The sequence below is a fragment of the Pseudomonas sp. B22(2017) genome (assembly GCF_002113105.1).
Lineage (GTDB): Bacteria > Pseudomonadota > Gammaproteobacteria > Pseudomonadales > Pseudomonadaceae > Aquipseudomonas > Aquipseudomonas asiatica.
Window position 1 is genome coordinate 57,750 of the sequence record NZ_NEJN01000004.1, and the last position, 22,467, is coordinate 80,216.

At 61.7% G+C, this 22,467-nt stretch carries 17 protein-coding genes; 6 read left to right on the plus strand and 11 right to left on the minus strand.

Going from position 1 to position 22,467, the window contains the following annotated elements; genetic code table 11:
- Positions 1-54: 54 nt before the first annotated feature.
- Complete coding sequence (betB, locus tag CAG18_RS10690) at positions 55-1,527, minus strand: betaine-aldehyde dehydrogenase (RefSeq protein ID WP_015272124.1); 1,473 nt, start codon at positions 1,525-1,527, stop codon at positions 55-57.
- Positions 1,528-1,566: 39 nt separating this feature from the next.
- Positions 1,567-2,223, minus strand: coding sequence for a transcriptional regulator BetI (gene betI, locus CAG18_RS10695; protein WP_003259891.1), 657 nt, complete (start codon positions 2,221-2,223; stop codon positions 1,567-1,569).
- A gap of 533 nt (positions 2,224-2,756) precedes the next feature.
- Here betI and CAG18_RS10700 point away from each other — a divergent pair.
- Both CAG18_RS10700 and CAG18_RS10705 read left to right on the plus strand, forming a co-directional pair.
- Complete coding sequence (locus CAG18_RS10700) at positions 2,757-4,703, plus strand: BCCT family transporter (RefSeq protein WP_223998156.1); 1,947 nt, start codon at positions 2,757-2,759, stop codon at positions 4,701-4,703.
- Positions 4,704-4,823: 120 nt separating this feature from the next.
- Entirely contained in the window at positions 4,824-9,470 is a 4,647-nt protein-coding gene (locus CAG18_RS10705; protein ID WP_085720872.1) for a dermonecrotic toxin domain-containing protein, read from the plus strand.
- On the opposite strand, the gene CAG18_RS10710 is transcribed toward CAG18_RS10705, so the two are convergent.
- The 4 genes from CAG18_RS10710 to gpmI all read right to left on the minus strand — a co-directional run bounded on the left by CAG18_RS10710 (position 9,454) and on the right by gpmI (position 14,717).
- Complete coding sequence (locus CAG18_RS10710) at positions 9,454-10,242, minus strand: divergent polysaccharide deacetylase family protein (RefSeq protein WP_085720873.1); 789 nt, start codon at positions 10,240-10,242, stop codon at positions 9,454-9,456. The genes CAG18_RS10705 and CAG18_RS10710 overlap by 17 nt on opposite strands.
- An 8-nt stretch (positions 10,243-10,250) precedes the next feature.
- A complete protein-coding gene (locus tag CAG18_RS10715) occupies positions 10,251-11,567 on the minus strand; it encodes a S41 family peptidase (RefSeq protein ID WP_015272120.1) in 1,317 nt (438 codons plus the stop codon).
- Positions 11,568-11,645: 78 nt separating this feature from the next.
- Complete coding sequence (locus CAG18_RS10720) at positions 11,646-12,950, minus strand: murein hydrolase activator EnvC (RefSeq protein ID WP_015272119.1); 1,305 nt, start codon at positions 12,948-12,950, stop codon at positions 11,646-11,648.
- Positions 12,951-13,181: 231 nt separating this feature from the next.
- Positions 13,182-14,717, minus strand: a complete 1,536-nt coding sequence (gene gpmI / locus CAG18_RS10725) for a 2,3-bisphosphoglycerate-independent phosphoglycerate mutase (RefSeq protein WP_054572194.1) — start codon at positions 14,715-14,717, stop codon at positions 13,182-13,184.
- 206 nt (positions 14,718-14,923) lie between these two features.
- Here gpmI and CAG18_RS10730 point away from each other — a divergent pair, with 206 nt between their 5' ends.
- The 3 genes from CAG18_RS10730 to secB are packed head-to-tail and all read left to right on the plus strand — an operon-like array spanning position 14,924 to position 16,118.
- On the plus strand, positions 14,924-15,337 hold the full coding sequence (locus CAG18_RS10730) for a rhodanese-like domain-containing protein (RefSeq protein WP_003259887.1): 414 nt from the start codon (positions 14,924-14,926) through the stop codon (positions 15,335-15,337).
- Position 15,338: 1 nt separating this feature from the next.
- Positions 15,339-15,593, plus strand: coding sequence for a glutaredoxin 3 (gene grxC, locus CAG18_RS10735; protein ID WP_003249204.1), 255 nt, complete (start codon positions 15,339-15,341; stop codon positions 15,591-15,593).
- A 39-nt stretch (positions 15,594-15,632) separates the two neighbouring features.
- A complete protein-coding gene (gene secB, locus CAG18_RS10740; RefSeq protein WP_085720874.1) occupies positions 15,633-16,118 on the plus strand; it encodes a protein-export chaperone SecB in 486 nt (161 codons plus the stop codon).
- A gap of 162 nt (positions 16,119-16,280) precedes the next feature.
- Here secB and trmL read toward each other — a convergent pair whose 3' ends face one another.
- Positions 16,281-16,742, minus strand: coding sequence for a tRNA (uridine(34)/cytosine(34)/5-carboxymethylaminomethyluridine(34)-2'-O)-methyltransferase TrmL (gene trmL / locus CAG18_RS10745; RefSeq protein WP_013974580.1), 462 nt, complete (start codon positions 16,740-16,742; stop codon positions 16,281-16,283).
- On the opposite strand from trmL, the gene CAG18_RS10750 reads away from it, so the two are divergent.
- A complete protein-coding gene (locus CAG18_RS10750; RefSeq protein ID WP_015272117.1) occupies positions 16,741-17,178 on the plus strand; it encodes a hypothetical protein in 438 nt (145 codons plus the stop codon). The genes trmL and CAG18_RS10750 overlap by 2 nt on opposite strands.
- 441 nt (positions 17,179-17,619) lie before the next feature.
- Here the strand turns inward: CAG18_RS10750 and ntrC are convergent, their stop codons facing one another.
- The 4 genes from ntrC to glnA all read right to left on the minus strand — a co-directional run bounded on the left by ntrC (position 17,620) and on the right by glnA (position 22,435).
- Positions 17,620-19,056 carry a nitrogen regulation protein NR(I) gene (ntrC, locus tag CAG18_RS10755; protein ID WP_013974578.1) on the minus strand — a complete coding sequence of 479 codons (1,437 nt, stop codon included), beginning with the start codon at positions 19,054-19,056 and terminating at the stop codon, positions 17,620-17,622.
- Positions 19,053-20,138, minus strand: coding sequence for a nitrogen regulation protein NR(II) (gene glnL / locus CAG18_RS10760; protein ID WP_013974577.1), 1,086 nt, complete (start codon positions 20,136-20,138; stop codon positions 19,053-19,055). The genes ntrC and glnL overlap by 4 nt, the downstream gene beginning before the upstream one ends.
- 272 nt (positions 20,139-20,410) lie before the next feature.
- A complete protein-coding gene (locus tag CAG18_RS10765; RefSeq protein WP_015272116.1) occupies positions 20,411-20,854 on the minus strand; it encodes a cupin domain-containing protein in 444 nt (147 codons plus the stop codon).
- A gap of 174 nt (positions 20,855-21,028) precedes the next feature.
- On the minus strand, positions 21,029-22,435 hold the full coding sequence (glnA, locus tag CAG18_RS10770; RefSeq protein ID WP_015272115.1) for a type I glutamate--ammonia ligase: 1,407 nt from the start codon (positions 22,433-22,435) through the stop codon (positions 21,029-21,031).
- Positions 22,436-22,467 lie beyond the last annotated feature (32 nt).

The following is a 22,467-nucleotide window of genomic DNA, read 5'->3' on the forward strand; positions in this document are numbered from 1 at the left end:
TTCAGGGAGCAGGAACGCCCGTGCGCTGAGGCACGGGCGTGGCTGGACAGGGCCTTAGAAGACCGAGTTGTAGCCGCCCAGCTCGACCTGGACCGACTTGATGCGAGTGTATTGAGCCAGCGAGCTGACGCCGTTCTCACGGCCGACGCCCGACTGCTTGTAGCCACCGACCGGCATTTCGGCCGGCGATTCGCCCCAGGCGTTGATCCAGCAGATACCGGCTTCCAGCTTGTGGATGATGCGGTGAGCGCGGGTGATGTCGTTGGTGCAGACACCGGCGGCCAGGCCGTACTCGGTGTCGTTGGCGCGACGGATGACTTCTTCTTCGGTTTCGTAGGTGAGGATGCTCATCACCGGGCCGAAGATCTCTTCCTTGACGATGGTCATGTCGTCGGTGCAGTCGGTGAACACGGTCGGGGCCACGAATGCACCCTTGGCGAAATCACCGGCGGTCAGACGCTCGCCACCGCACAGCACGCGTGCGCCTTCTTCCTTGCCCTTGGCGATGTAGCCAAGCACGCTTTCCATGTGCTGGAAGCTGACCAGCGGGCCGAAGTTGGTGTTTTCGTCTTCCGGGTTGCCAGCGCGGATGCGGGCAACGCGCTCGACGATCTTGGCCTCGAAGGCAGCTTTCATATCAGCCGGGATGAACACGCGGGTGCCGTTGGTGCAAACCTGGCCCGAGCTGTAGAAGTTGGCCATCATGGCGATGTCGGCGGCCTTGTCCAGGTCGGCGTCGGCGCAGATGATCAGTGGCGACTTGCCGCCCAGCTCCATGGTGACTTCCTTGAGCGACGAGCTCGAGGCGCTGGCCATAACCTTCTTGCCGGTGGTGGTGCCGCCGGTGAAGGAGACTTTTTCGATGCGTGGGTGTTCGGTCAGCCAGGTGCCGACTTCACGGCCGCTGCCGGTCAGGACGTTGAACACGCCGTTCGGCAAGCCGGCTTCGGTGTAGATCTCGGCCAGTTTCAGGGTGGTCAGCGAGGTGACTTCCGACGGCTTGAAGATCATCGCGTTGCCGGCGGCCAGGGCCGGGGCGGATTTCCACAGGGCGATCTGGATCGGGTAGTTCCAGGCACCGATACCGGCGGTCACGCCCAGCGGCTCGCGGCGGGTGTAGACGAAGGACGATTCACGCAGCGGGATCTGCTCGCCTTCGATGGCCGGAACCAGGCCAGCGTAATACTCCAGCACGTCGGCGCCGGTGACGATGTCGACGTAGCGGGTTTCCGAGTACGACTTGCCGGTGTCCAGAGTTTCCAGCATGGCCAGCTCGTCGTTGCGCTCGCGCAGGATCTCGACGGCGCGGCGCAGGATGCGCGAACGCTGCATGGCGGTCATCGCGGCCCAGACCTTCTGGCCTCGCTCGGCGCTTTCGACGGCCTTCTCGACGTCAGCCTCGGTGGCACGTTGCACGTGGGCGAGGACTTCGCCGGTAGCCGGGTTGATGGCTTCGAAGGTGGCATCGCTGCCAGCGTCGACGTAAGCGCCATCAATGTAGAGTTTTTGCGTTCCGAAACGGGCCATAGTGTCCTCGCAAGTGCAGTGTGTGGTTTGGCTTGCGCGTCACGCTCCTGCTGGGTTGGCAAGGGCCGTGCGCGGTTGTTCAGCGGCCTGGTCGTTTGTACCCAGGGTGTGCTGCTTAGCCAGTTGTAGATCCATGTATTCGTAAGCAATCCGTATCGCCTGGTCGGTGTCGAATGCATCACCCGACAGGGCGCCACGCAGCCACAAGCCGTCGATCAAAGCTGCCAGGCCGCGGGCTGCCTTGCGCGCATGGTAGAGCGGCAGGGCGCGGCGGAACTGGCAGCACAGGTTGGAATACAAGCGGTGGTCGTTGATCCGCTGCAACCTGTGCAAATCGGGCTGGTGCATGCTGGAAGCCCAGAAGGCCAACCAGGTTTTCATCGCCGGGCCGTTTACCTGGCTGGCATCGAAGTTGCCCTCGATGATCACTTTCAGGTGGGCGCGCGGGCTGTCGTCCGTCAGGGCCTGGCGACGTGCTCTGACACCTTCGTTGAGCATGTTCATGATGTAACCCATCGTCGCTGCTATCAGGCCGTTCTTGTCCCGAAAGTAGTGACTGATGATGCCGTTCGACACACCGGCCAAACGGGCAATCAGCGCAATGCTGGCGTCACCCAGTCCGACCTGATCGACCGCCTGTAACGTGGCTTCGATCAACTGCTGGCGGCGGATGGGTTGCATACCGACCTTGGGCATCTTGCGTTCTCCTCAGGCCTGCGAGCAGACGACGGGCGGCTGACTCGGCGAAGGCCAGTCTATTTTGTTTTGATTGAACGTTCAATCAATAAAGAATAAGCTCTGCGACAATTTGTGCCATTGACAGTTTTTAAGGCGGTCGAGAAGGCACGGATTGACACCCCAGGAAATCGCGTAACCCCCTGAATACAAGGCGTTGACGGGCATGAGCGATGCGAAATGCAGATTCTGCCGTGCGGTCATGGACCCTGCGGCGGGCCCTTGGAGCGGGCGGGGTGATCTGTGACGAATGCGCGCACCTCAGCTGAGGCGTGGCATTTGCAGCGGGCCACCTGTCTGTTTTTTGCAACGTATCGATTCGGGATCACGGTTTCCAAGGGTGCTTTTATAACACCTGATGCAGTGGGGATATTCCACCAATTGCTCGGGAAAGACTGATTAGCCTCCACAGCCGCACTGCCCGGAGCATTCGTGCAATGAGTTCTGCCTCACTTACCAACCCTCCGGCCGAGAGGGTACGGGTCAACCGCGTGGTGTTCTTCACCTCCGCGCTGATGATTCTCGTTTTGACTGCCTTGCTTATCGCTGTACCCGAAACCGCCGGCCAAGTGCTGGGCGTAGCCCAGAAATGGCTGACGCGCACCTTCGGCTGGTATTACATGCTGGTAATCGGCGGTTACCTGCTGTTCGTCATCTACCTGGCCTTCTCCGACTACGGCAAGCTCAAGCTTGGCGGCAAGGATGACCAGCCCGACTTCAGCTATGGCGCCTGGGCCGGCATGCTGTTCTCCTCCGGTATCGGCATTTCGCTGTTGTACTTCGGCGCCTCCGAGCCGCTGGACCACTACTTCAACCCACCGGAAGGCACTTCTGCCAGCCTCGACGCAGCGCGTCAGGGCCTGCAGCTGACCTTCCTGCACTGGGGTTTGCACGGCTGGGCGATCTACGCCCTGGTCGGCCTGGCCGTGGGTTACTTCGCCTACCGCCACAATCAGCCACTGGCCCTGCGCTCGGCGCTGTACCCGCTGGTCGGTGAGCGTTGGGTCAAGGGTGCTGCGGGCAATGCCGTGGACATCTTCGGCATGTTCGTAACCCTGCTGGGCCTGGTGACCAACCTGGGCATCGGCTCGATGCAGGTGGCCTCCGGGCTGGAATACCTGTTCGGCATGGACCACAGCAAGACCAACCTGCTGGTGGTTATCCTGGTCATGGCCGGCGTCGCCACCGTGGCGGCGGTCTCGGGTGTGGAAAACGGCATTCGCCGCCTGTCCAACCTCAACATCGTGCTGTTCAGCGGCCTGCTGATCTTCGTCCTGCTGGGCGGCGAAACCCTGCACTTGCTTAACGGCTTCGTGCAGAACATCGGTGACTACCTCAACGGCATCGTGCTGAAAACCTTCGACCTCTACGTATATGAAGGCGAAGCTGGCAAGTCCGAACGCTGGCTGGGCCTGTGGACCGTGTTCTACTGGGCCTGGTGGATTTCCTGGGGCCCGTTCGTCGGCATGTTCATTGCCCGTATCTCCAAGGGTCGCACCGTGCGCCAGCTGGTCAGCGGCGTGTTGCTGATCCCGCTGGGCTTCACCCTGGCCTGGCTGTCGATCTTCGGCAACACCGCGCTGGACCTGGTGATCAACCAAGGCGCCGTGGAACTGGGCAAGACCGCCCTTGAACAGCCGTCGATGTCGATCTACCAGCTGCTGGAATACTTCCCGGCGGCCAAGATCGTGATCGGTGTAGCGGTGTTCGTCGGCTTCGTGCTGTTCCTCACCCCGGCCGACTCCGGCGCGGTGATGATGGCCAACCTGTCGTGCAAAGGTGGCAAGGTCGACGAAGACGCCCCGCACTGGATGGTGGTGTTCTGGTCGGTGGTCATCACCCTGGTCACCATCGGCCTACTGTTCGCCGGTAACTTCGAAGCCATGCAGACCATGGTGGTGCTGGCGGGTCTGCCGTTCTCGGTGGTGCTGGTGCTGTTCATGTTCGGCCTGTACAAGGCCATGAAGCAGGACGTGGCGGTGGAGCAGGAGCGTGCCGAGCTGGCCGCACGTGGCCGTCGTGGCTTCAGCGAGCGCCTGACCCAGCTGGAGCTGCAGCCGACCCAGGCCGTTGTACAGCGCTTCATGGACAAGCAGGTCAGCCCGGCGCTGAAAGAGGCTGCCGCGCAGTTGCAGACCCTGGGCTTCGAGGTGGAAACCCGGGTTGGCCAGTCGCGCAACATGATGGGCCTGCGGGTGATGATGGAAGAGGGCAACCCGTTCGTCTATGAAGTGAGCCTGGATGGCTACCTGGCCGCGCCGAGCGAAGCGCCGGTGGAAGGTGAGCCGGAGGTGCGCCAGCGCTTCTACCGCGCCGAGGTATACCTGCACGATGGCAGCCAGGAGTACGACCTGATGGGCTTTGCGCCGGAGCAGATCGTGCGTGATGTGCTGGACCAGTTCGAAAGCCACCGCCAGTTGCTGGGGCGTGTGTACAGCTGATTCTTGAGCGGTGAGGAGGCCCTGCAGGACGCAGGGCCTTTTTCATGGGCAAGCAATAATTAGCCCGGGTAACGGACAAGTTTGCTTCAGCCTGCCGGTTTTCTTCCGGAGGCATGCTTCATGAAACGTTCCGTTATTCCCACATTCGATTTTCAGTACGCTGCAGCCAGTCAGTTCAGTGATCGGCCAACATTGCGGCAGGTGACCAGCGAGCAGCTGTGGACCGTGCTGCAGGAAAAGCTGTCCTGGCTTGCCTTTGTGAAGCCGGCGTTGTCCAACGCCGACCCTCTCATGCTGGATAGTCCCGACCCCAGCACGCCTTACTGGACCACGCAACCGCTGGTCGACCGTGTGCTCCAGGCATTGCTCGAAGCACAGCCGCTGGACATCGAGCCTGTCGGTGAGCGGCATCACAATCTTGCATTGACCTCCTCATACCGTTTTCCTGGCTCGGACAGCGCGTTCGACACCCGTCAACTGAGCGGCCTGTCCGATGCACTCGACGAACTGGTGCAACGGTTGCCACGGCTGTTCTGCGAGGCACAGCTCAAGTACTGGAGTGACAAGGGCAGTGCGGGAGTGAGCCGTGACCAGTGGCTGCAATTACTGCTCAAGACTACGCTTTTGCGCGGCCTGCCACTGCAAGGGCTGGATGTTCAGGAGCAGGCCTGCATCCGCGGGTTGATCCGCGGTGGCGCTGCCCAGCCCTCGGTCTATTTCGTCAAAGCCAGCCTGACTTGTGGGTCGATTCAATACGACCAGATGCTCAGTCACCTGCTGGTCACTGGCGATTACGATGAGCGGCAAGTGGTGCTCTGGTGCGCCCCGTCCGGTATCACGCGCAGCTTCGCCTCGTTGATCGATTTCGGTAACGCGCTGCGCAACGAACTGGCGCGGCACTACAGCTTCCAAAGCCTGTCGTGGACGCGTCAGCCGGTCGAGGGCAACGTCTTTGCCCAACAGGTTTCGCTGTTGCTTGAGTCCATGTTCCTGGCTTTCTACCAGATGCGCTTCAGTGGCTTGGCGGATGTGGCTTCGCTGGAGCAACGTTTTGCCGAGCTGAGCGACCCGGCGGCCTGGTTCGTGCGCTACGAAGACGACACGCCAGCCACCGTAGCCCCGCCGGGGCTCAGGGCCAGCGCCCCGCAGGACAGCTTTGCCTGTCGCGCCGCGTTGTTGCAACTCACCCTCGACCAACTGGATGCCGGAGGTGTTTCGGTGCTGGACGGCATCCAGTCATTGACGGCGTATACCGCGCAGCAACTGACCGAGCAGATAAAAAGCGAGCACGGGGACGAAATTTCTCCAGATCAGGTGCTTCTTGACCTGTACATCGCCCGGGGTGTGCCTGGTGGCGCTGCGACTGGAGCCGGCGGTGGCGAGCCACTGGCGTTCGTGGGCACCAAGTCGCTTACCGAATTCGCCATTGGTAACCTTGCTTCGCTCAAGGGCGCGTACATCAAGCAGGTCCGCCATCAGAAGAGCATCAAGCTTCCGAAGTGGCTGAATGCCGATGCAGCGAAGCGATTGGTCACCCAGGTAGACATTGGTGGCCGCTACCCGGCCTATGTTGCCGGACAGTTGGATGATCAGGCCATGCGTGCCGAGCGCGTCGAGCTTTTGGGCAGGGAGTGGCGAAGCGCGTTTCTTTCCAGCGCCATTTCGGCCAGGCTCGACGCTAAAGTCTCCGAGGTGGGTTTACAGTGCGTGGTCGATTTTTGCGCAGGTCATCAGGACCCCTTGGTTCCGCGCATGTCACTGATCCCCTTGGCTTTCAGGCGCAGCCGCCATTCGCGCAAGAAAGACACTGTGCGCGGCATGTACTTGCTGTTCTGCGCCGAGCCGGCAAAGGTTCTGGTGTACCGCCCGCTATATCGACAGGACACGGTTCGCGAGTACGCAAGCCTTGAGGCCTTGCTTGCACATATTCGTGAGTCGGCTCTCTTCCAAGAGAGCATTCTTGACTGGATCGACCCGACCGCGCGCGACGTATATGCAGAGGGTGGTTTCAGCGAGCCGCACATTGTGAGTATTGGTATCGACCCTTATACGCTCCCGGCCAAGCCGGAGCCGGCGATGCTCGACCTGAAGCTGTGGCGCAACAAGGTTGACGAGAAAATCTACCAGGCCAATCGAGATCTGCTGGTCGAGCTGGCAGGGCTGGAATCGGTATCTGACGCCGAGAGCCGCTGGCAGCTCCTGTGCGAAGGCGCCTGGCTGTTGTTCGATGTGGTGACTCAGGCGATACGCGGTCCGGTCGCGTCTGTGGCCTGGTTGGTACAGTTTCTGGCTTCGCTGCAAAACGACTTGACCGCGTTGGAGCAGGGTGGTGAGTTCGATCGGTCTGCTGCAGTGGCCGACTTGTTGCTCAACCTCGGGATGACGCTGCTGCATGCCCATCAACCGAAGCAGGAGACAGTTCCCACAAGGCGGCTGCCTGATGTTTCACTGTTCGAAGGACCTGACCGGCAAAATGGCGCGTTTGCCGAACTAGCTATCGAGGCGCGTGAAGAACCGGAAGGCACGCTGGGCGAACTGGGCAGCCAGGTGCTGGACTTTTCCTGGCGCGGCCAGCATGGGTTCAACTGGCTGCCCGCGCAACAGCGGCAAAGGTTGCAAGCCATGCGCTCCAGCGTCTCTGTCAATGGGTTGAAGCCTTTGACAGCGGGCGATGGTGAAGGCCTGTACCAGATCGATAAGAACTACTACGCGGCCATGGCTGGTGACCTCTATAGCGTGGAGTTGCTGGCTGAGGGAGTTCGGGTAGTCGATGCGACTGGCGGTTACGGGCCCTGGCTGGCATTTGTCGACGGGGCTTGGCGGGTGGATACGAAATTGCGCCTTGCAGGAGGGGCTCCCAGCCCCAGAACTTCGGTATCGGTCCGATTCAAGAAACTTTACGACCGCGTCGTCCAGTTGGATGCGGAAATCCCGAAGTTGAAGTCGACGGTTCAGGCAGCGAGTCAGCAGATGATGGCTTTGCACCAGAGCCTCGTCAAAATGGACGCGTTGAAGGCAAAGGCGCAGGAGGATGTGAATTCGGCCTCGGCAGGTACCGATACGACAGCTCTCCGGTCACTGACCGCGCAGTATGAACAACGAGCGATGGATGCGCGGGAAAGTATCGCCCAGCAGCGTGAGCAAATCGTTTCGCTGCTTGAAGAGGCCATTGGCAAGGAAGACGAACAGCTAAAGCTGTTGATCACGATGGCGGAACCCAAATATGCCGGGCAACGCCAAAAAGATGGGTTGGATAAGCCTGTTGCCAAGCATGAAGAGAATGCTCGCACAGAGCTGATTCGCGATTGTGTCTTCGTTTACAACGAGCTCTGGAGCCTGACGGACTATCCGCAACTTGCCGCGCTGCAACGGGCTATTGATGGTAAGCCATTGGCTGAAGTCGGCGAACAATATGCTGCGTTTCGTATCAAGCTGGAGCATGTGGCTGAGTATCAGGACCGCATGCTCGCCATACGAGTGCACCTGGACAATTTGCTGGCCGAGTCGCCGGTTGAGCTTGTCATACCTTCCAACCCTCCTGGTGACCATCGCACAGTGGGGCATCTGATCGACGAAAGACCGTTTTCGACCGTGCAGATGCGCTTCCATCAGGTGCAGAACCTGGCAGACCTGGCCTTGCACCTCAATGCTCCCGGCGGCCTCCAGACAGTCGCCCGCTACCGGGACGAACTGGTCAGCATGGCCTTGCGCAATGCCGCAGAGACTCATGGGGAGCTTGACTTCGCCAATCTGTCGGCAGACGACCGCATCGTGATCCTGCAAGAGGCATGGGATGAGTACTCTGCCGCATTACTCAACAGTGCCCGCATTCTCCGTGAAGGTGGCGAACTGATCGAACCCGTGATGCTCGAGCGGTATCGCAACCATGTAAAGCAACTGAAGGAAGATGCAGGACAGCGGCTGGTTGCCGCGATCTCGGAGCAGGAGGGTGGAACGGTCGCGCAAAAGCGCAGACCCTACAAGGTGTCTACCGAAGAGCAGCGAGTGGTGCGCAACCTTGCTGGGCAGTTGATGATCGGGGTGGAAAGGACGATAGACGAAAGCCAGATCGTTGAAGTGCGGGAGACGTTCAGTGAAGAAGTACTGGCAACCTTCGACCTGGTGGATGGGGAATGGCGACAGCGTGAAAGCAAGCGCCCTTCATTGGCGGACGAAGCTGCTCCAACTGACCTGCCCATGTGGGTACAGGCGCTTCTGGACGAGAGCGATGCAGTCAGGGAGCAGGCCAAGGACTATGTCAAGCACGACATCAAAGGGGCGTTGCTCAAGCAGTTGTTCGATCAGCATCTGGAAAAGCTGAATCAGGCACTCAGTGTGGTGCGTGATGCCGGAGGAAACGACAAGCTGATCAGGACGCTGGAAGTGGATCTGGACAAGTTGGAGGCGGATAAAACATTTCAGATGACCAGGCTCTATACCGACACCAAGTATCCGTCGGCCGAAGGTTTGCAGTATCTCCACGGAAAGCACCTGATACAGGTCGAATATGTGGAACGGCGCACCATGCAGGATGGCAGCGCTTTTGACGAATACCGGATCGTTCGTCTACCGAGCAAGCGGAACCTCTGGGCTGCGCACTTTCATTTCAGCTCGCCAGATGCGTTTGCAGAGGATTTCACGGTGGGTCACCTCAAGACCTGGAGCCAGCGTCGTTTGAGTAGCAAGGCCGCTGCAGACTCGAAACAGCGATTGCACAGGGGAGCCCTTACTCTGGCACAGGCCCGAGGAATCATTCCTTTCCATTGAGTCGGCCAACGGGGGCGGTGGGATGGTGCTTGGCATGCGCTGGCATCGTCTGATTGCCCCGCTCGGCAATCATCTGTTCCAGGCCGATCAGCTCTACGCCCTGGCGCTTCAGCCGGGGCAGTTCGCGTTCGAGCACTTCGAGGGTTTGCGGATAAGGGTGGCCGATCAGCACGGCTGAGCCTTGTTTGCGAGCCAGTTCGACCCCGAGCTGCAATTCGCTGCCGATGGCCTCGACCGTACGTACGTTGTCCAGAAAGACATCGCGGGATACCTGTGCCAGGCCCTGGGCCTGAGCCTGGAATGCAGCCACCGTGGCAGCGCTAGTGCGGCTGTCGACAAAAAACAGGTGTCGGCGTTGCAGGTCGGCCATCAGCATGGCCATCGCTTCGGGTTGGGCGGTCATGCGGCTGCCCATGTGGTTGTTGATACCGACTGCGTAAGGCACCTGCGCCAGGGCGGTGTCCAGGCGGTGGGCAAGCTCCGGCAGGGGCGTGCCCGGGTGCCAGGCGTAAGGGCCGGTGGCCGGGTCCATGGGCATGTGCAGGATAACTGTCTTGCCGGCCTTGTGCGCCTGCCGGGCAAGCGTGGTGGCATGCGGAGTGTCCGGCATGATCGCCAGGGTTACCGGGCCGGGCAGGGCCAAGGTGCGGCTGTCGCGTTCGCTGCTCTGGCCGAGGTCGTCGATGATGATGCTCATGTAGGCCTTGCCGGCCGGCGCCGCTTGCGCGACCCCTGCCATCAGGCAGAACAGCAGACACAGCAGATAACGCATGGAGTGGATCAGTCGCCCTTGGTGATGTTCAGGCCTTTGAGCAGGCTCAGAGCCTGGCTCAGCTGGAAGTCGTCATCCTGCGGGCGCTCCTTGCGCTTGCCGCTGCCGGTCGGGCGGTCGGCACCGCCGTTGCCGTTGCCCAGGTGGCCCTGCAGGTCGGCTTCCTTGAAGTTGTCGGTGTCGGCTTCGGCGGTGAGCTTGGCCGGGCGCACTTCGATGTCGGGGACGATGCCCTGGGCCTGGATCGAGCGGCCGTTGGGGGTGAAGTACAGCGCGGTGGTGAGCTTCAGGGCACGGTCGTTGGCCAGTGGCAGCACGGTCTGCACCGAGCCTTTGCCGAAGCTGTCGGTGCCCATCAGCACGGCGCGTTTCTGGTCTTGCAGGGCGCCGGCGACAATTTCCGAGGCCGAGGCACTGCCGCCGTTGATCAGCACCACCAGTGGCACGCCGTCGCTGGCGTCGGCCGGGTCGGCCGAGAAGCGCAGCTCGGAGTTGGCGATGCGGCCCTTGGTGTAGACGATCAGGCCCTTGGTCAGGAAGTGGTCGGCCACTTCCACCGCCGACTGCAGCACGCCGCCCGGGTTGTTGCGCAGGTCCAGCACCACGCCGCGCAGCTTTTTGCCGTTGTCCTTGCGCAGTTTGGCCAGGGCCTTGCCTACTTCGTCGCCGGTCTTGACCTGGAACTGGGTGATGCGGATGTAGCCGTAATCGTTCTCCAGCAGCTGGCTCTTCACGCTCTTGACCTGGATGACCGCGCGGGCCAGGGTCACGTCGAAGGGGGTGCCGCCGTCACGCACCAAGGTCAGGGTGATTTTCTCGCCCACCTTGCCACGCATCTTGTCGACCGCTTCGGTCATGGTCTGGCCACGGGTCGGGGCGCCGTTGATCTTGACGATCAGGTCGCCGGCCTGCACGCCGGCACGCGAGGCCGGGGTGTCGTCGATCGGCGAGACGACCTTGATGAAGCCGTCTTCCTGGCCTACTTCGATGCCCAGCCCACCGAACTCGCCGCTGGTGCTTTCCTGCAGTTCCTGGAAGTCCTCGGGGCCGAGGTAAGCCGAGTGCGGGTCGAGGTTGCTGAGCATGCCCTTGATGGCATTTTCCAGCAGGGTCTTGTCGTCCACCGGTTCCACATAGGCCGCCTTGATGCGGTCCATGACCTCGGCGAAGGTGCGCAGCTCTTCAAGCGGCAGTGGCGCCTTGGCGGTCACCTCGGTGGCCGGTACTGCAGCCGGCTTGGCCGGTTCCGCGGCAGTGGCCAGGGGCGCGCCGACCGCCAGGGCGATGGACAGGGCCAGCTGGGTGAGACGAGGCGAGTGCAGCATGTCGAACGAACTCCTGATCCTGTAAGCGCTCCCTGGGGAGCATCGGCGCAGCCCGTGGGCTACCCCGTAGAAATTTGACTAGCCCCGGCACCACTGCGAAGGGTCGGTAGGCCGGCCCTGCTGGCGGATGGCGAAGTACAAGCCGGCAGCGTCCTGGCCGCCGCTGTCGCCAACGGTGGAAATGGCCTCGCCGGCCTTGACGATATCACCGGCGCTCTTGAGCAGGCTCTGGTTATGGCCGTACAGGCTCAGGTAACCGTTGCCATGGTCGAGAATGACCAGAAGCCCGGCACCGCGCAACCAGTCGGCGAACACCACGCGCCCGCCGTGCACGGCACGTACCTGAGTGCCCGGGTTGGCGCTGATCATCACCCCGTCCCACTTGGCACGGGCATCGCTGCCGCGGGCATCACCGAAACGTGCCAGCAATCGACCATTGACTGGCCAGGGAAGTTTTCCCCGTGCGGCAGAAAATGCGCCGCCGTAGTTCGCGCCGTCGCTGGAAACCAGCGGGCCCAGGGTGGTGCGGGCCTTTTTCGGTGGCTCCACCGGTTCGCGGGCCTGTTCGCGAGCGGCAGCGGCAGCGAGGGCTTCCTGCTGGCGGCGCTTTTCCGCTTCCTGCTGGGCCAGCAAGGCCTTCTTGCGCGCTTCTTCGGCCTCGCGGGCCTGGCGGGCGAGGGTTTCCTCGATGGTCTTGAGTACCTTGGACAGGTCGGCCTGATCCTGCTCGCGCGATTGCAGCTTCTGGTCGCGGTCCTTCATGTCGCTGTTGAGCTTGGCCAGCACCTGCTGGCGCTTGCCACGCTCGGTTTCCAGGGCCTGGCGGCGGCTGTCGAGGTCGGCGCGCTGGGCCAGCAGCTGTTGCTGCTGGGTAGCGATTTCCTGTTCGACGTTGGCCAGCTGGCGCAGGGTCTCGTTGAAGGTGCGCAGTTGCTCCAGGCGCGCCTTGCTCAGGTAGTCGTAGTAGGTGAGGGTGCGGGCAAACTTCTCGGGGTTCTGCTGGTTGAGCAGCAGCTTGAGGTATTCCTCGCGGCCGTTCTGGTAGGCCGAACGGGCCTGGATGGCGATCAGTCGCTGTTGTTCAACGCGGGCGCTCTGGAGTTTTTTTTTCTCGGTATCAAGGCGCTCCAGCTCGCCCTCGGTCTTTTTTAGTTCTTGCTGCAGGGCCTCCACCTGCTTTTCGAGGTTGCCGATATCGGTCTCGGTGGCTTTGAGGTCCTTTTGCACACCGGCCTTTTCTTCCTGGAGCTTGCCCAGCGTCTTCTTGAGCTCGGCAATGTCCTGGCGGGTGGCGTCCAGTTGCTGCTGGGTCTGCGCACGCTCATCGGCAAAGGCCGGGCTGAGCAGGCAAGACAGGGCTAGGAGGATCAGGGCGCGAAGCATGGGGTTTGGCGTACCAAGGATGGAGACTGGCCTAGTATGCCCGCGCGGGCGGGCAAAAAAAACGCCTCGCTGCGGGTGCAGAGGGGCGTTTGTCTGGAATTCATGTGTTATTGGGGCTGCTGTGCAGCCCATTCGCAGCACAAGGCTGCTCCTACAGGCATTGCATGAGCCCTTTGTAGGAGCAGCCTTGTGCTGCGAATGGGCCGCAAAGCGGCCCCCTTTGGCACCGAATCAGGCGTCGACCAGAATCGAGGTGCCGGTCATTTCCACCGGCTTTTCCAGCCCCAGCAGCTTCAGCATGGTCGGCGCCACATCGGCCAGCACACCGCCGTCACGCACCTTGACGTTGCGCTTGCCCACATAGATGAACGGCACCGGCTCGGTGGTGTGCGCGGTGTGCGCCTGGCCGGTGCACTCGTCTTCCATTTGCTCGACGTTGCCATGGTCGGCGGTGATCAGCGCTTCGCCGCCGACCTTGTCCAGTGCTTCGACGATACGCCCGACGCAGCCATCCAAGGCCTCGACGGCCTTCACCGCAGCCTCGAACACGCCGGTATGGCCGACCATGTCGCCGTTGGCGTAGTTGACCACGATCACGTCATAACGCTGTTGCTCGATAGCCTCGACGATGCGGTCGGTAACTTCCGGTGCGCTCATTTCCGGCTGCAGGTCGTAGGTGGCGACCTTCGGCGACGGGATCAGAATGCGCTCTTCGCCTTCGAAAGGCTCTTCACGGCCGCCGGAGAAGAAGAAGGTGACATGGGCATACTTCTCGGTCTCGGCGATGCGCAGCTGGGTCTTGCCGTTTTTCGCCAGGTACTCGCCCAGCACGTTGTTCAGGCTGGCCGGGGCGAAGGCGGCGGGGGCCGGGATTTTTGCCGAGTACTGGGTCAGGCCGATGTAGGCGGCCAGTTTTGGCAGGCGGGCACGCGGAAATTCGTTGAAGTCGGCTTCGACGAACACGCGCGACAGTTCGCGGGCGCGGTCGGCGCGGAAGTTCATGAAGATCACCGCGTCGCCGTCTTCGACCTTGACTGCTTCACCAATGCGCGTGGCCTTGACGAACTCGTCGCTCTCGTCGCGGGCGTAGGCCGCTTCCAGGCCGGCCAAGGCGGTGTCGGCGGTGTATTCGGCAGCGCTGTCGACGATCAGGTTGTAGGCGGCGCTGACACGGTCCCAGCGGTTGTCACGGTCCATGGCGTAATAGCGGCCGATCAGGCTGGCGATGCGGCCCTTGCCCAGCTTGGCGAAGGTGGCGTCGAGCAATTCGATGGACGACTGCGCGCTGCGTGGCGGCGTGTCGCGGCCATCGAGGAAGGCGTGCAGGTAGATCTTCTGCGCGCCGCGCTGCGCGGCCAGTTCGGCCATGGCTACCAGGTGGTCCTGGTGGCTGTGTACGCCGCCATCGGACAGCAGGCCGAGAATGTGCACAGCCTTGCCGGCACTGGCTGCCTTGTCCACGGCGCCGGTCAGTACCGGGTTCTCGAAGAACTCGCCGTCGCGGATGGCTTTGGTCACCCGGGTGAAATCCTGATACACCACGCGGCCGGCACCGAGGTTCATGTGACCGACTTCAGAGTTGCCCATCTGCCCGTCCGGCAGGCCGACATCCATGCCTGAGCCGGAAATGAGGCCATGCGGCTGGCTGGCGCGCAGGCGGTCATAGACCGGTGTGTTGGCGGCATAGATGGCGTTGTATTCGGGGCTTTCGCTGTGGCCGAAGCCATCCAGGATGATCAGGACCAGGGGTTTGGGCGTACTCGTCATCAATCAAACTCACGGTTGTTCAAAGATGATAAAGACACGCATTTTAGGGCAAATGCGCCACCGGCGGCGAATATTCGTCCTGTTCCCTGACCAGCGTGGCCAATGTGGCAACATGAAGGTACCTTTCCGGCCGGCCCGTCGGGCTTTGGTGGCAATAAGGGCCTGTGTATACTGGCCGGCATTTTCAATCGCGTGGAACACCCCAGATGGTTGCTAACCTGATTCAATTTGCGACAAACCACTACATCCTGGTGGCGATCTTCGTTGTTTTGCTGGTCGCGCTGCTGGTCAACGAAATCCGTCGCGGCGGCCAGAGCCTGAGCAACGGCCAGCTGACTGCCCTGGTCAATGCCGAGAAAGCCCTGGTCATCGACATTCGCCCGACCAAGGAATACTCCGCCGGTCACATCGTCGGTGCGGTGAACATCCCGCAGGACAAGCTGGTCAACCGCATGAGCGAGCTGGACAAGCACAAAGAGAAGACCCTGATCGTCGTCGACTCGATGGGCCAGCAGTCCGGCACCATCTGCCGCGAGCTGCTCAAGGCTGGTTACAACGCCGCCAAACTGAGCGGTGGCGTTTCCAGCTGGAAAGCCGATAACCTGCCCCTGGTGAAGTGATATGAAGCCCGTCATCGTCTATTCCAGCGACTACTGCCCCTACTGCATGCGCGCCAAGTACCTGCTCGAGAGCAAGGGCGTGGCCTTCGAGGAAATCAAGGTCGACGGTAAGCCACAGGTTCGTGCCGAGATGAGCCAGAAGGCCGGCCGTACATCTGTGCCGCAGATCTGGATCGGCAGCACCCACGTCGGTGGATGCGATGACCTTTATGCCCTGGAGCGCGCTGGCAAGCTCGACGCGCTGCTGGCGGCCTGATTTGCACTGCATTCAAAAACATTAGGATAAGGATCTGCCATGACTGACCAACAGACCAACGGCGCTGCTGCAGAAGACAACAGCCCTCAGTTCTCCATGCAGCGCATCTATGTGCGCGACCTGTCGTTCGAAGCCCCGAAAAGCCCGCAGATCTTCCGCCAGACCTGGGAGCCGAGCGTTGCCCTGGACCTGAACACCAAGCAGAAAGCCCTGGAAGGCGACTTCCACGAGGTGGTGCTGACCCTGTCGGTTACCGTCAAGAACGGTGACGAAGTGGCCTTCATCGCTGAAGTGCAGCAGGCCGGTATCTTCCTGATCAAGAATCTGGACGCGGCTTCGATGAGCCACACCCTGGGTGCGTTCTGCCCGAACATCCTGTTCCCGTACGCCCGCGAGACCCTGGACAGCCTGGTGACCCGCGGTTCGTTCCCGGCCCTGATGCTGTCGCCGGTCAACTTCGACGCCCTGTACGCGCAAGAAATGCAGCGCATGCAGGAAGCCGGCGAAGCGACGACTGTGCAGTAATAGCTGCGTTTGAAAAAGGGCGACTTCGGTCGCCTTTTTTGTTGGCCTGTTCCGGCCCTATCGCCGGCAAGCCAGCTCCCACAGGTACTGCACAGGTTTCAAGGGTGGTGCGGTCCCTGCGGGAGCTGCCTTGCCGGCGATAGAGTCAGTGCAGGCAGCGCATCAACTGCCGGCAAACCCATTCTGCCGCCACGCCTCATACACCGTCACAGCCACGGTATTGGACAGATTCAGGCTGCGGCACCCGGGCCGCATGGGCAGGCGCAGGCGTTGTTCGGCCGGCAGGCTGTCCAGTACTTCGGCCGGCAGGCCGCGGCTTTCTGGCCCGAACAGGAAGGCATCACCCGGCTGGTAAGCCACTTCGTGGAACGGGTGCGAGCCCTTGGTGGTGAAGGCGAACAGCCGTGGGTTGCCCAGGCTTTCCAGGCATCCGGCCAGGCTTTCGTGGCGCTTGAGCGTGGCATACTCGTGGTAATCCAGCCCCGCGCGCCGCAGGCGCTTGTCGTCCAGCTCGAAGCTGATGGGCTCGATCAGGTGCAGGTCGCAGCCGCTGTTGGCGCAGAGGCGAATGATGTTGCCGGTATTCGGCGGAATTTCTGGTTGAAAAAGGATGACGTGAAACATGCACGGCTCCAAGCGTGAAGATGACGGGCATTCTACCCCCGAACCGGACGTGCGTTCGAAGGCGTTCCCGCGGGTGATGCTGTCGCTGGCGATCGTCGGCTTGATGGTAGGGCTGATGATCGGCCGCCTGACTACACCCGACGAGCGCGAGTTGCAGCAGGTGGAGGTGGTGCAGGATGGCCTGGAGCTGTGGTTCAACGAAGAGCCTCAGCTGCATGGCGAGAATGTGGACGGTACGGTAGCACTGTTGTTCCAGGCCCAAGGCAAGGCCCGGCAAGGGCAACTGAGCCTGCAGGGCAAGCCTGTGAGTTGGCGGGTGCAGAATAGCAAGGAAGGGCTGTTGCTGACGGTGGTGGCTGCGCGCCCCCTGCACGGCGAGTGGGCCGGTGCAGAGGACGCTGGGCGCTGGCGGTTGCAGGTGAAACTGCACGAATAAAAGAGGGGATATCCCGGCCTGCCTGTACCAGGGTCCCCGAAAGGGGTACTGCGTATAAAGGGGGGGATGGCCCGGCCTGCCTGTACCGAGGTCCCCAAAACTGGCGATGTTGCGAATAAAAGAGGGGTTCACCCGGCCTGCCTGTACCAGGGCCCCCGAAACTGGATATGTATTGTTTATTGCAGGGGGCGTGCCAGTTTTGAAAAGCCCGTGAATCTGGGCTTTCAGGGTGAATTGGCCGTTTTTTGAGGGGATTTGTGCCTTAGTGAGGTGCATCGGGCACAGGATCGGTGCATCGAAGGGCTGAAATGTTTGGGGCCGCTTTGCGGCCCATCGCGACACAAGGCCGCTCCTACAGGGGATCGCATTCTCCTGTAGGAGCGGCCTTGTGTCGCGATGGGCTGCGCAGCAGCCCCAGAGAACTATGGGTTTACCTGGAACTCAGTGCTCGTCACCTTCCTCATCATCGCCCCCCGCCACATTCATCCCCAGTTCCTTGATCTTGCGCGTCAGGGTGTTGCGTCCCCAACCCAGCAACAGTGCCGCATCGCGCCGACGGCCAGCCGTGTGCTTGAGGGCTGTCTCGATCATGATCCGCTCGAAGCTCGGCACTGCGCTGTCCAGCAGGCTGGTCTGCCCACGCGCCAACGCCTGGTCGGCCCACTGGCGCAGGGCCTGCTCCCAGTTGGTTACCGGTGCGGCGTCCTGTGGCAGGTTCAGCAGCTCCGGCGGCAGGTCGCCGATCAGCACTTCGCGGCTGGAGGCCATCACGGTGATCCAGCGGCAGGTGTTCTCCATCTGCCGTACGTTGCCCGGCCACGGCAGATTGCGAATGAATTCCTCGGTTTCCGGCTTGAGGATCTTCGGCTCGACCGCCAGTTCCTGGGCGGCGCGGGCGAGGAAGTGGCGGGCGAGGGCAGGGATATCTTCGCGGCGGTCGGCCAGCCGCGGAATGTGGATGCGGATCACGTTCAGGCGGTGGAACAAGTCCTCGCGGAACTTGCCGGCCTGCACCAGCGACTCCAGGTTCTGGTGAGTGGCGGCGATGATGCGCACATCGACCTTGACCGGTACGTGGCCGCCCACGCGATAGAACTCGCCATCGGCCAGCACTCGCAGCAGGCGGGTCTGTGTGTCGGCGGGCATGTCGCCGATCTCGTCGAGGAACAGGGTGCCGCCGTCGGCCTGCTCGAAGCGCCCTCGGCGCAGGTTGGCGGCGCCGGTGAAGGCGCCCTTTTCATGGCCGAACAGCTCGGACTCCATCAGGTCCTTGGGGATGGCTGCCATGTTCAGGGCGATGAACGGTGAGGCCGCACGCGGGCTGTGGCGGTGCAGGGCGTGGGCCACCAGCTCCTTGCCGGTACCGGACTCACCGTTGATCAGCACGGTGATGTTGGAGTGGCTGAGGCGGCCGATGGCGCGGAACACCTCCTGCATTGCCGGTGCTTCACCGATGATTTCCGGGGTGCGCGCCAGACTCTGCGGCACATCCAGCCCTTGTTGCTCCTGGGCGTGCTGGTTGGCGCGCTTGACCAGCGAGACCGCCTCGTCCACATCGAATGGCTTGGGCAGGTACTCGAATGCACCGCCCTGGTACGACGCAACGGCGCTGTCCAGGTCGGAGTGGGCGGTCATGATGATGACCGGCAGGCGCGGGTGCTGCTCACGGATCTGTGCCAGCAGGTCGAGGCCGCTGGTGCCCGGCATGCGGATGTCGGAAATGATCACGTCCGGTTGCTGGCGTGCCAGGCGGCCCATGACGCCATCGGCGCTATCGAAGCTCTGGGTGGTCATGCCTTCCTGTTGCAGGGCTTTTTCCAGGACCCAGCGGATGGAGCGATCATCGTCGACGATCCATACGGTTTCACTTCGGCTCATGAGGCGGTGGCTCCTTGTTCCAGGGGCAGGTAGATCGAGAATGCGGTGTGGCCTGCATGGCTTTCACACTCGATCAGGCCCTGGTGCTGGCTGATGATGTTCTGGGTAATGGCCAGGCCCAGCCCGGTACCGTCCGGGCGACCGCTGACCATGGGATAGAAAAGGGTGTCCTGCAGTTCCGGCGGGATGCCCGGGCCGTTGTCGATGATCTCCACCCTCGCCACAAGGCGATGGCGCACATGGCCGATGGTGAACTGGCGCAGGGCACGGCTGCGCAGGGTGATGCGGCCCAGGCGCAGTTCGTTCTGCGAACTGATCGCCTGCATGGCATTGCGCACGATGTTGAGCACGGCCTGGATCATCTGCTCGCGGTCGACCAATACGTCAGGCAGGCTGGGGTCATAATCGCGCACCAAAGTGATGCAACCCTGGCTTTCGGCCTCGACCAGGCTGCAGACCCGCTCAAGCACTTCGTGGATGTTGGTCATGGCCAGCGACGGCAGCTTGTTCGAGCCGAGCATGCGGTCGACCAGGTTACGCAGGCGATCGGCTTCCTCGATGATCACGTTGGTGTAGTCGCGCAGGCCTTCTTCAGGCAGCTCGCGAGCCAGCAGCTGAGCTGCGCCGCGAATGCCGCCGAGGGGGTTCTTGATTTCATGGGCCAGGCCGCGTACCAGCATCTTTGTGGTTTCCTGCTTGCTCAGCTGGGCCTCTTCCTTGGTGATGCGCAGCAGCCGGTCGCGCGGGTGCACCTCGAGCAGCAGCAGGGTCTGGCCCTGGTGCAGGATCGGCGTAACCGCGTAGTCGACGGTGATGGTCTGCCCGGTCAGCGAGGTGAGCTGCGCTTCGCGCTTGGTGAACGGATGCGCCTGCTCGACCGCCTGGCGCAGCGAGCTGAGCGCTTCGGTCGACTCGGTGAACAGCTCGCTGATGAACTGCCCATGGCTGCGCTGGCCACTCACTGCCAGAAGCATTTCCGCGGCCGGGTTCATGTACTCCAGGCGCAGCTCGGCGTTGAGCAGCAGCGTGGCGGTGGTCAGGTTGTCCAGAAGTAGACGGTGCTGGGCATCGCTGATGGTCATAGGGCGTCGTCGACCTCTTTTGGCGCGTGTCGGGCATGGGCGCGGCCATGGTCGGGCGCGCGGTGGATCCGCTGATTCCAGTCTTTGGGCAAAAAATGCAAGAACCAAACCAAGGCTCCGAAAAGAAGCGGAATTTGCCGATAAAGCCCTGGAAACGGGAAAATTCGCACCAGAATGAACTGATTAAACGGTTCATGTGATCGCTTTTGGGGTGCATTCGGGGGCGTTAGTCCACAGCGCGCACCAATATGGAGCATAGGTGGTTTCAGGGTTTATCGCACAGTTGGCGGGCATTCGGCTTCTGGCGTTGAAAACGCAAGGTCTTCATTGCTTGCGTGGAACACCATGACAGTGGCGGGCTGCCCAGTGGTGTGCCCGCGGTGCACTTCCCCTTGAAGTTCGGCCAGCGTCTGGCCTGCAACCAGGCTTGTCCGCTTGCCGTCGCGGGTTTCCACCTCGAGTCGTCCCTCGGTCAGATAGCCTAGATTGAGCGCCTGGTGACAGTGCCAGCCAAGGGTGGTGTGGGCGGGAATGCTGACTTTCACAAGCGACAGCACTGGTCGTCCTTCGGGGTAATCGAGATAGGGAGTACCGTCCCAACTGCCGGTGGCGCGGTGAAGCACCTGTGACGTTGCCTGGCCTGGCGCGGTGCCATTGCTGGCGCAGCCGGTGAGGAGGGCGGATACGGTAATCATTGCAGGTAGAAGTTTGCGCATGGCGTGATGTCCTTTGACTGAAGGGACGCCTACCCTGCGTGCTGAGGGGGGCGGCGAAATGTCAGCGGCATCTGCCGGTTCTGTATGAAATCGAGGACGCAGCCACGGAAACGAAAACGGCCTCCCGAAGGAGGCCGTTCGTGATCATGTCATCGGCGCGAGGCGCCGATCAGATCAGCAGCTGTAGTACAGCTCGTATTCCAGCGGGTGAACGAAGGTGCGGACCTTGATTTCTTCTTCGCTCTTCAGCTCGATGAAGGCATCGATGAAGTCGTCGGAGAACACGCCGCCCTTGGTCAGGAACGCACGGCCCTTGTCCAGCTCTTCCAGAGCTTCCTTCAGGCTGCCGCAAACCTGCGGAATGTCCTTGGCCTCTTCAGGCGGCAGGTCGTACAGGTTCTTGTCGGCAGCATCGCCTGGGTGGATCTTGTTCTGGATACCGTCCAGGCCGGCCATCAGCAGGGCCGCGAAGGCCAGGTATGGGTTGGCCGATGGGTCCGGGAAGCGAGCTTCGATACGGCGGGCTTTCGGGCTGCCGACGTAAGGAATACGGATCGAGGCGGAACGGTTGCGAGCCGAGTAGGCCAGCATTACCGGGGCTTCGAAGCCTGGGACCAGACGCTTGTAGGAGTTGGTCGACGGGTTGGTGAAGCCGTTCAGGGCCTTACCGTGCTTGATGATACCGCCGATGAAGTACAGGGCGGTGTCGGACAGGCCGGCATAGCCTTCACCCGAGAAGGTGTTCTTGCCGTCTTTCCAGATCGACATGTGCACGTGCATGCCCGAGCCGTTGTCGCCGTACAGTGGCTTCGGCATGAAGGTAGCGGTGCGGCCGTAGGCGTCGGCAACGTTGTGCACGACGTACTTCAGCGCCTGTACTTCGTCAGCCTTCTTCACCAGGGTGTTGAACTTGACGCCGATTTCGTTCTGGCCGGCAGTCGCCACTTCGTGGTGGTGAACTTCGACGGTCTGGCCCATTTCTTCCAGTGCGTTGCACATGGCAGTACGAATTTCGTGGTCGTGGTCGAACGGCGGAACCGGGAAGTAGCCGCCCTTCACGCCTGGACGGTGGCCTTTGTTGCCGCCTTCCACGTCAGCGCCGGTCATCCACGAGCCTTGCTCGGAGAAGATCTTGAACATCGAGCCGGAGATGTCCGACTGGAACTTCACTTCGTCGAAGATGAAGAACTCTGGCTCCGGGCCTGCGAATACGGTGTCACCGATGCCGGTGCTCTTCAGGTACTCTTCGGCGCGCTTGGCAATGGCGCGAGGGTCACGATCGTAGCCCTGCATGCTCGACGGGTCGACGATGTCGCAGGTGATGATCAGGGTCGGCTCTTCGGTGAACGGGTCCAGTACGGCAGTTTCGTCGACCGGCATCAGGATCATGTCGGAGGCTTCGATGCCTTTCCAGCCAGCGATGGAGGAACCGTCGAACATCTTGCCGACTTCGAAGAAGTCGTCTTCCAGTGCATCACGCGCCGGCATGGTCACGTGGTGCTGAGTGCCTTTGGTGTCCGTGAAACGCAGATCAATCCACTTGACGTCATGATCTTTGATGAGTTGAACCGACTTCGACATGTTGTCCTCCGGATGGTCTAGAGCGCGGTGGG